Source organism: Roseicyclus salinarum (assembly GCF_029624655.1).
Classification (GTDB): domain Bacteria; phylum Pseudomonadota; class Alphaproteobacteria; order Rhodobacterales; family Rhodobacteraceae; genus Roseibacterium; species Roseibacterium salinarum.
The window spans coordinates 1-8,687 of the sequence record NZ_JARRSA010000055.1 but is presented as its reverse complement, the minus strand read 5'-3'; the positions used below and the strand labels follow the sequence as shown (position 1 = coordinate 8,687).

Sequence of the window (8,687 nt, the reverse complement as noted above, 5' to 3'; positions counted from 1 at the left end):
GAGATCAGCCACGAGACGGTGCGGTTCTGGTGGCATCGGTTCGGGCCGACGTTCGCTGCCGAGATCCGCAAACGCCGGATCGAGGGCATGCGATCAAGTCGTTGGCGATGGCACCTCGATGAGATGTTCGTGAAGATCAATGACGAGCGGCACTATCTCTGGAGGGCCGTCGACCACGAAGGTGAGGTGCTGGAAAGCTTCGTCACGAAGACGCGGGACCGCAAGGCTGCCCTGAAATTCCTCCGGAAAGCGATGCGCCAGCACGGGAAGCCTGATGCGATCGTGACGGATAGGCTGCGTTCGTACGGCGCGGCCCTGAAGGATCTTCGTGTTGAAGACCTGCAGGAGACCGGTCGCTGGCTGAACAATCGGGCGGAGAACTCGCACCTGCCGTTCCGACGACGGGAGCGGGCGATGCTCCGCTTCCGACGGATGCGAAGTCTTCAGAAGTTCGCCTCCGTCCACGCCTCCGTCACCAACCACTTCAATCTGGATCGCAGCCTCTCCAGCAGACCCAACTTCAAGGCCAACCGCGCAGCTGCTCTCGCCGAGTGGCGCGGTCTCTGCGCGGAGTAAAGAGCAGCGTCACTGTCCTAGTAGAGACGAGTTCGAATTCGTCTGACACCACCCAGCAGACGAGTCCACGCTCCTCGATCTGCATCGGAAGGGCTGGGCCGAGCCATGCGCAAGGCCTGAGTACGCGATGTTTTGGCGGCTGACCTATGCCGGACGTGCTGCGAGAGACGCAGTGGCCCGAGCATTCGTTTCATGATCCCGAAAATTGATCCCTGCGCGCCAGAGCCTGCCTTATCGCGTCCACGACGAGGGACGGATCATAGGGTTTGGCGAGTTGAGGCCCCTCCTCGCAAAGGTCGCCAGCAAGCGAAGCCGCGTTGTCGACATTGCCGGCCAGCAGCACCGGTACATCCTGACGGTTTGTCCTCACCCATTGGGCGAACGAGAACCCCGGCTCCGTGCCGATTGTACCGGTGTCGCACAGGATGATGTCGATCTGTGGTTCGTCCTGCGTGAGTACCGCTTTGGCCTCGGATGTGTCGCTGGCCTCGATCGCGCGAAGTCCGCAGTCTCGCAAGTAGGTGGATAGGGAGGCGCGCACCACGGCGTCAGAATCCACGATGAGGACCGATTGCAGGCTGCCGTCACGTTGATCCATCGCTGTCCGTCTCCTCCGTAACCTTTGAGATCGCATCGACAACGGACGGGGCGTGATAGGGTTTGGGGAAGAAGCGGACCTGCGCGTCCTTGACATCTCCGGGCGGGCGCTGCGCCGACGTAAGGATGAAATGCAGATGCGGATGCCGCTCTTTCAGGATGCTGCGGAGCTTCCAGCCGTCGAGCGTCCCGGACAGTTGGTAGTCGCTGAATACGACGTCCACGCGAGAGCCGGCTGCGAGAAGATCGAGTGCTTCTTCTGCTGAGGACGCCTCAAGGACGTCCAGGCCTGCCAGTCGAATTTCTTCCGCTACATCGAGCCGTATAAGCACTTCGTCTTCCACCACAAGTACTGTGGTGACAGGCTCCAACTCGGGCTGTGGGATCGGGACGAGCTCAGACATTCAGCCGGAATACGCAGCGCTATTTGGCTTTGCTGCCAAAGCTCCGTTGGATGCTGTCGCGTGATGATCATGCATTTGCCTCGTCCTTCTTTGCACAAGCGGCAACGTTCGGTACAACGCGGGGACGACCATATGGTTTCCTCAAATACTGGAGATATTCTGCGTCCGGTTCAGGCTTCCACGGGTAGTTGTTCCACCTCGAGGCGTGCCGAGCGGACTTCATCGAACACCTTGTCGACGTCGGCAATGCTGCGCGCATGGTCCTCGGAGATGGCCTAGCTGGGACTGGTAAGAACTAGTCTGCCAGCACCTGCACTTTGCTCAAGTATTTCAGGACGTTCAAGAAGCCTGTTCGTAGGCGTCTTAGCTGCAACGAGTTCGAATTGGTCTGACACCACGATTGTCTCTTGTGATGCCGGGGGGCGCATGGTCCTGTCGGGCTTCCGATCCGAGGTTGACCGCGAATGACTGGTGACGCGCGTGGTGCACACGATCGACAGCGGCGGGTATCGCTGCAGCGTCACTTGCGAACCTGCTAATATTCCATAACAAACTAATGACCGCTGCCGTTCAGGGCGCAGCGAAAGCAATGGCAATCCAATCAGGTTTTTCTCAGTCTCCGGCTCTCATTGACATTGGTCATCCGGCCAACCATACGGTTTCTCCAACCTTCCAGTGGAAACCCCGCTGACGTTCGGTGTGGAGCCCCCCGTGGTATACCAACTCGCATACTGTAGCGTATGTCTTTTCAAGATGGCGCCAGAATTCCTGGATGATATATTAAATACATCTGCGCGTAATAATTTACGCGATCACATATCTGGTATTCTCATGTATCATGATCAATTATTTTTTCAGGTCTTGGAAGGTGAGAAAGAGAAAGTAGATGGCCTCTTCAGAAGGATCCAAGCAGACTCGCGGCATACTTCTATTGCGCTCATGTGGACCGGCGAAGTGAACGAAAGGTGTTTTTCTGAATGGGCCATGGGCTTTGCTGGCCCGGCCGAGATACTCAGCTACACAAACGGTCGTATGGTATCGTTGGCCGAATTGAAGAGCCGACGTTCGGCTAAAGCTTCGAACGGCGTTCTTGCTCTCAATTTAGCCGAAGCCGTGTTCAACGATTTTCTGGGCCAGAACCGGTTCGGTAACGCCCGCACAGAGCCAAAGAAGAGCTAGACTAGTTAAGCCCAATATTATGATGAGTTGGCTCTTGCTCGAGCTCGGCCACGACGGAACGATCACGTCCTCCTGCCTTTGCCTGAAACAGTGCCTTGTCGGCCCGCTTCATCCAGGACTGGAGCGCCTCGTTCGGTTGCAACTCAGCGATCCCTGCCGACACGGTAACCCTTGGAAGAGCATTTCCCGAGTAGACAATCTTCGCCTCGGACAACTGAGAACGCAGCTGGTCAACGGCAACACGAGCCTGCTCACGATCTAGTCCCGCAAAGAGTATTGCGAATTCTTCACCGCCAATTCTAGAAACGTTTACGTTCGGGTGATCAATATCCAAGAGATGCGCCGCTAGAATTTTGAGAACGGTGTCTCCGGCATCATGCCCGTGAACATCGTTAAAGCGCTTAAAGTTGTCCGCATCAAGAAGTGCCAATGAGAGTGGGCCATCGTTTGTCCGAAAGCGCCGAATTTCTCTTGCCGCCGTGTCGAGGAACCAACGCCTGTTCCAAAGGCCCGTGAGGGCGTCCTTTGACGACTTGTCCTGCAGCTCGGCTTGGAGTCTCACGTTTGCTGCGGCGAGACTAATCTGTTTGGCGCAAAGCTGTGCAACTTCCTGAATTGGTGCAAAGGTGGCCCGGGATTCCTCAAGATTTCTGCGGTCGATTTTTTTGTCTGAGACCATCATATGAAGAAGACCAATAATGTCACCATGAGCAATGATGGGTACACAAAGGTAGGGATGATCACTGCTGCCTACATGGTCACAAGCAAAGTCGATTTCAGAATTGCCGTAACCATAGGGCTCACCACGACGTAGCCCCCAGCACTGGTCGGCATGGAGGTGAGTGTCGCCCGCCGTTTCACCCCAAGTACAGACACGGTCAAGGGCATCTCGCGAATTGGAGTATATGTAAAGCGCGCCGTCGGTTCGAGGGCACAAGAGCGGCATGGCCTGTTGGACTACTTGCTGCAACTCCTCCATGGATTGAGACGCAAAGAGCCATTCCGACATCTGGAACAACACACGGCGCTCCTTTCGCCGTTCTTGTTCATGAAGCAGCGCCGCTTCGGTATCTGAGATGAGCTTTTTTTGAACGGTTATGTCCCGCTCAACGGAAAGAAAGTGAGTGAGTGCACCTTCCTCGTCGTGGATGGGCGTAATCGCCATTTCGATCCAGTAGGGCTCTCCTGCTTTGGTGTAGTTGAGCAACTCAGTTCGGATGAACCGTTGTTCGCTCAAGGCTCGACGTATCTCTGCAATGGTCGCTTGGCATGTCTCGGGTCCCTGCAGCAACGAGCCAGGAGACTTTCCAATAACCTCACCAAGACTATAACCGCTCATCTTGGTGAACGGCTTGTTGACCCAGAGCGTCTTCCCCGCTGGGTCTGTGATTATCATAGAGTCGGTTGCGTGTTCGGATATCAGCGATGCGTAGGTTGCACCGTGATCCTCAACTTCTCTCTGGGGCACACGGGTCTCCAACAATTGCTTGGTGTGAGATGTTGCTTGATGGCTAGCTGTGCGTGACCCAAGAGAACTTAGAATGAAATTTTGATGTCAGGAACGTGACCTGTGGCCTGCCCCCTGAAAAGTGGTCCTCCCTGAAGTAGGCTTTCGAGCCAGTTGGAGGACGAAGGAATGCCCCAGAAGAAGCATAAGCCCGAAGAGATCGTCGCGAAGCTACGGCAGGTCGACGTGTTGGTGTCGCAAGGCCAGTCGGTGGCCGAGGCGGTGCGGTCGATCGGCGTGACGCAGTTCACCTATTATCGATGGCGCAAGGAGTATGGCGGCCTGAAGACGAACCAGGTGAAGCGTCTGAAGGAGCTGGAGAAGGAGAACGAGCGGCTGCGTAAGGCCGTGTCGGATCTCACGCTGGAGAAGCTGATCCTTCGGGAGGCTGCATCGGGAAACTTCTGAGCCCCGCCCGTCGGCGCCGTTGTGTCGACCATGTCAGGCAGAAGTTCGGGGTCTCCGAGCGGCTCGCCTGCCGTGTCATCGGTCAACACCGCTCGACCCAGAGGAAGGTTCCGCGCGGTCGTCCCGATGAAGATGCGCTCACAGCGGACATCATCGCGCTCGCATCCCAGTATGGCCGCTACGGCTACCGGCGGATCACGGCCCTGCTGCGCGAGGCAGGTTGGATCGTGAACGTGAAGCGGGTCGAGAGGATCTGGCGGCGGGAGGGGCTGAAGGTTCCCCAGAAGCAACCAAAGAGGTCGAGGCTCTGGCTCAACGATGGATCCTGCATCCGTCTGCGGCCCGAGCGTCCCAACCATGTCTGGTCCTACGACTTTGTCGAGAGCCGGACCCATGATGGAAGGAAGTTCCGCATGCTCAACCTGATCGACGAGTTCACCCGGGAGTGCCTGTCGATCCGGATCGACAGACGTTTGAGATCCACCGACGTCATCGACGTTCTGTCGGACCAGTTCATTCTGCGGGGCGTCCCGGATCACATCAGGTCCGACAACGGCCCGGAGTTCGTGGCCACGGCGGTGCGGGAATGGATTGCCGCGGTCGGCGCCAGGACAGCCTACATCGAGCCGGGCAGTCCATGGGAGAACGGTTACTGCGAGAGCTTCAACGCGAAGCTCAGGGACGAGCTCCTCAACGGCGAGATCTTCTACAGCCTGGCCGAGGCGAGGATCGTCATCGAGAGCTGGCGCCAGCACTACAACACCAAGCGCCCGCACTCATCGTTGGGCTATCGGCCGCCAGCACCCGAGGTTCTGCAGTGGCCGGCTCCGCCATCCGGAGCCGCTTCGCCGGCCACCCCGGCCGTAGCTCCCAGACCCATGATGCACTAAGACTGAAACCGGACCACTTCATTGGGGCAGGTCAGTCTACGGCAGGGTCGATGTCAGGGGGCCAGCATTTGATCCGTTCGATCCTGAATGGTTCCTGCGGGCACACCGCCATCCCGATCAGCTCGATGTGTCGGCATTTCGCGCGCAAGATGAGATCGAGGATCTGGCCAGCACCTTCGACGTTCAGGAAAGGGTAGTCGCCGTCTTGCGCATCGTTTTCCGCGCAGACGTAGCCGGCTCGCCGCCGCAGAACGTGACCTGCAAGGCCGTCCTTCCGTTTGCGGAACTTCCACGGGACCGGGACGCTTACGAGCACCTGTTCCTCGCCGATATTGAAGCGGCCCTATGGAGGCATTCTCCCTGAGCGCAATGCCATGGCCTCCGGCGGTCCGCGAAACGCTGTCGAGAAGGAAGGAACATTTCGCGCAAAGGAGCGAGCCTTGGGCGCGCCTGCGCAGGTGTTCCGGTCACGTCAGGCTCAACGCCGCCATGAGTGCCACGGTCGCGCCGCGGGCAAGATCGACATGGATGGTCCGACCATCGTAGCGGGCCGCCGCACGCCATACGCCCACGAGGACCACGGTATTGTAGGGAAGCGACACCCCGTAGCCGATGAGCAGCGCGGCCCAAGCAAGATCCTGCGTTATAAGGATCAGGAAAAGCAGACCCGTCACCACGTTGACCATAAGGCCAACGGTCACCGCCCAGGTCCAGAAGGCGTTGGCAAGGGCACAATCACCCCGCCAGAGGGTAGCAAGCCGAGACATGCCGTCGGCATAGGGCTCGTGCCGGATGACTGCGAGTGCGGACGCGCGCCAGTGTCCATCCCCGCATCGTATGTTCGGCGTCCTGATGGTCGGACCGGTTGAAATCCAGTCGAAAACACCTTTCTCTCGATACGAACATCGATCTTGCCAGAAAGAAGACCCGCGACGATTTGCATGTTCAGTGATCTTGGGAAATGGCGCGCATTCCTGATCGGGGCCGCCTTGGCGGGTACTGCCGCGTTCTTGGTTCTTGATGCGCCATGGCGTCCGCCGGAGCCGCGCGAGATCGCTCCGCGCGGGGCGTTGGCCCCGCAGGAAGAAACGACCATCGCGCTCTTCGAGGCCTCGCGGAATTCTGTGGTGTCGATCACGACCGAGGAGCGTGTGCTCGATCCATGGTCGCGGCGCGCGGTCGATGTGCCCCGCGGCACCGGCTCGGGCTTCGTCTGGGACGACCGGGGTCATATCGTGACCAACAATCATGTGATTAGCGGTGCTTCCGGGGCCAGGGTCCGTCTCGCGGATGGGCGCGTCCTCGAAGCGCAGCTTGTCGGGACCGCTCCGCAGCACGATCTGGCCGTCATCCGCGTCGATGCAGGGCCGGACGCGCCGCCGCCCTTGCCCGTGGGTGAGAGCAGTTCGCTGCGCGTCGGCCAGTCGGTTCTGGCTATCGGGAATCCCTTCGGCCTCGACTGGACACTGACCACGGGCATCGTTTCGGCGCTCGACCGCGAGATCCCGACGCAGCGCGGCGCGACCATCGAGGGCCTGATTCAGACCGATGCCGCGATCAACCCCGGCAATTCGGGCGGCCCACTGATCGACAGCGCCGGACGGCTGATCGGGGTGAACACGGCCATCTTCAGCCCATCGGGGTCCAGTGCCGGGATCGGGTTCGCGGTGCCGGTCGACACGGTGAACAGGATCGTGCCGCAGCTGATAGAAACAGGCACGTACCGTCCGCCCGTTCTGGGCATCCGGCATTCCGACCGCATCAACCGGCTGGCGGCGATGCATGGGCTGGAGGGGGTCCTGGTCCTCGGCGTCGAACCGGGATCGCCGGCGGAAAGGGCCGGGCTGCGCGCGGCGCGTCAGGATGCGTCGGGACGACTGGTGCCCGGGGACATAATCGTCGGGATCGGCGACCGGGACATCGCTAGCTCGGCCGATCTGAGCGATGCGCTCGACGCCTATGCGCCCGGCGAGACCATCACGATCCGCATGCTTCGCGATGGCACCGCAGTCGATGTCCCTACGACCCTCGCGGATCCTCGTTTGTGAGCGGTTTTCGCACCCGTTGACGCGCCTTTTGGCCGCTGCCGGTTGGAAGCGGTCTCCAAGTGCTTATCTCTGCACAGAGAAACAAATGGAATGACCAGGAGAGGTGGACCTCATGCAGTGCCCTGTGGACGGAGAAACGCTCGTCATCGCCGAGCGCAGCGGCGTCGAGATCGACTATTGCCCCAAGTGTCGTGGCGTCTGGCTCGACCGCGGCGAACTCGACAAGATCATCGAGAGGACGGCGCCGTCGGCACCTGCGCCCACTTCCACCTACGCGCGCGACGATCATGGGGCGCGTCCGCACAAAAAGAAGCGTGAGTCGTTCCTCGGCGACCTGTTCGATTTCTGAAGTCGAGATTCCGGTGCAGCAAGCATTTCGCGTGGGCGTCGTTCAAGCCGCAGCCCTTGTCGGGACCCTTTTCGGTTTCGTATTTTTTCCGACTGGCATCACCACGGCCCAAGAGGCCGGCGGCCGTGACCAACTTCGGATGCTTGGACAGTGCCGCGGTTGCAGTTTCGAGGATCTGGACGTCAGCAATCAACGAATGACCGGTGTCGATCTGACAGAAGCGACGTTTCGGAATGTCGAGTTTTCCGGCAGCGCATTGAACATCGCGATCTTCGACTTCGCCATCCTTGAGAACGTGTCCTTTGCGTCGGCCGACATGAACGGGGTCAGTTTCAGCGGGGCGCGCCTGATCAACGTGTCTTTCCAAGATGCTGAGTTGCGTGGTGCGGTGTTCGAAGATGCGACGCTCATTGAGACCGACATTCAGGAAGGGCGGCTCTGCAACACGCAGATGCCGAACGAAACCATGGACAATTCTGACTGCGACTAGGGCGCTTGACGTCCGTGCAGCCGTTTGGCCCCGTTCAGTGGATCATAGCCTCCGCTCCGGCGGCGAGAGACGTCAGGATCGCTGCGGTCAGGAGCACGGAGGCGCCGCCGCAGATAAGGCCGATCGTGGCGACAATCCCGTCCCGGGCTCTGTCAGAGAAACCCGGCTTGAGGCGGGGCAGGGGGCTCGGTAGCGTCGGCGCATGACCCAACCCAGCCCCTTCAAGTGGTTTAAAACCA

At 59.4% G+C, this 8,687-nt stretch carries 11 protein-coding genes and 1 pseudogene; 6 read left to right on the top strand and 6 right to left on the bottom strand.

Features of this window, described 5'->3' with window-relative positions; all coding sequences use genetic code 11:
* Positions 1-576 (top strand): IS6 family transposase (locus P6F26_RS19560; RefSeq protein WP_278030388.1); only part of this gene is annotated, 576 nt, incomplete at its 5' end.
* A gap of 190 nt (positions 577-766) precedes the next feature.
* Here P6F26_RS19560 and P6F26_RS19555 read toward each other — a convergent pair.
* Together P6F26_RS19555 and P6F26_RS19550 are read right to left on the bottom strand one after the other, a co-directional pair.
* Positions 767-1,174, bottom strand: a complete 408-nt coding sequence (locus tag P6F26_RS19555; RefSeq protein WP_278030387.1) for a response regulator — start codon at positions 1,172-1,174, stop codon at positions 767-769.
* Positions 1,161-1,577 (bottom strand): response regulator, encoded by a 417-nt coding sequence (locus P6F26_RS19550; RefSeq protein WP_278030386.1) that lies wholly within the window; start codon positions 1,575-1,577, stop codon positions 1,161-1,163. The genes P6F26_RS19555 and P6F26_RS19550 overlap by 14 nt, the downstream gene beginning before the upstream one ends.
* Before the next feature lie 675 nt (positions 1,578-2,252).
* Between P6F26_RS19550 and P6F26_RS19545 the strand changes: the two genes are divergently transcribed.
* Complete coding sequence (locus P6F26_RS19545; protein WP_347403052.1) at positions 2,253-2,756, top strand: BLUF domain-containing protein; 504 nt, start codon at positions 2,253-2,255, stop codon at positions 2,754-2,756.
* Position 2,757: 1 nt separating this feature from the next.
* Here the strand turns inward: P6F26_RS19545 and P6F26_RS19540 are convergent, their stop codons facing one another.
* Positions 2,758-4,224 (bottom strand): sensor domain-containing diguanylate cyclase, encoded by a 1,467-nt coding sequence (locus tag P6F26_RS19540; protein ID WP_278030384.1) that lies wholly within the window; start codon positions 4,222-4,224, stop codon positions 2,758-2,760.
* Between the two features lie 168 nt (positions 4,225-4,392).
* Here P6F26_RS19540 and P6F26_RS19535 point away from each other — a divergent pair.
* A protein-coding gene (locus P6F26_RS19535) for an IS3 family transposase (RefSeq protein WP_278030383.1) occupies positions 4,393-5,561 on the top strand; the annotation gives its coding sequence in 2 pieces (ribosomal slippage) (positions 4,393-4,657 and positions 4,657-5,561; 1,170 coding nt in all).
* 31 nt (positions 5,562-5,592) lie between these two features.
* On the opposite strand, the gene P6F26_RS19530 is transcribed toward P6F26_RS19535, so the two are convergent.
* Complete coding sequence (locus tag P6F26_RS19530) at positions 5,593-5,877, bottom strand: hypothetical protein (protein ID WP_278030382.1); 285 nt, start codon at positions 5,875-5,877, stop codon at positions 5,593-5,595.
* A 151-nt stretch (positions 5,878-6,028) separates the two neighbouring features.
* The gene (locus P6F26_RS19525; RefSeq protein WP_278030381.1) at positions 6,029-6,262 is read right to left on the bottom strand and encodes a hypothetical protein; all 234 of its coding nucleotides are present in this window, start codon (positions 6,260-6,262) and stop codon (positions 6,029-6,031) included.
* 240 nt (positions 6,263-6,502) lie between these two features.
* On the opposite strand from P6F26_RS19525, the gene P6F26_RS19520 reads away from it, so the two are divergent.
* The 3 genes from P6F26_RS19520 to P6F26_RS19510 all read left to right on the top strand — a co-directional run bounded on the left by P6F26_RS19520 (position 6,503) and on the right by P6F26_RS19510 (position 8,448).
* The gene (locus tag P6F26_RS19520; protein ID WP_278030380.1) at positions 6,503-7,609 is read left to right on the top strand and encodes a S1C family serine protease; all 1,107 of its coding nucleotides are present in this window, start codon (positions 6,503-6,505) and stop codon (positions 7,607-7,609) included.
* Positions 7,610-7,721: 112 nt separating this feature from the next.
* On the top strand, positions 7,722-7,958 hold the full coding sequence (locus P6F26_RS19515; RefSeq protein WP_278030379.1) for a TFIIB-type zinc ribbon-containing protein: 237 nt from the start codon (positions 7,722-7,724) through the stop codon (positions 7,956-7,958).
* Positions 7,924-8,448 carry a pentapeptide repeat-containing protein gene (locus P6F26_RS19510; RefSeq protein WP_278030378.1) on the top strand — a complete coding sequence of 175 codons (525 nt, stop codon included), beginning with the start codon at positions 7,924-7,926 and terminating at the stop codon, positions 8,446-8,448. Before P6F26_RS19515 ends, P6F26_RS19510 begins: the two co-directional genes overlap by 35 nt.
* Positions 8,449-8,482: 34 nt before the next feature.
* Here the strand turns inward: P6F26_RS19510 and P6F26_RS19505 are convergent.
* Positions 8,483-8,687: pseudogene (locus tag P6F26_RS19505) on the bottom strand (hypothetical protein); the annotation flags it as partial.

Excerpts from the sequence above, each read along its gene's own strand:
- P6F26_RS19520 (WP_278030380.1), top strand. The coding sequence starts at position 6,503 with ATGTTCAGTGATCTTGGGAAATGGCGCGCATTCCTGATCGGGGCCGCC.
- P6F26_RS19515 (WP_278030379.1), top strand. The coding sequence starts at position 7,722 with ATGCAGTGCCCTGTGGACGGAGAAACGCTCGTCATCGCCGAGCGCAGC.
- P6F26_RS19550 (WP_278030386.1), bottom strand. The coding sequence starts at position 1,577 with ATGTCTGAGCTCGTCCCGATCCCACAGCCCGAGTTGGAGCCTGTCACC.
- P6F26_RS19555 (WP_278030387.1), bottom strand. The coding sequence starts at position 1,174 with ATGGATCAACGTGACGGCAGCCTGCAATCGGTCCTCATCGTGGATTCT.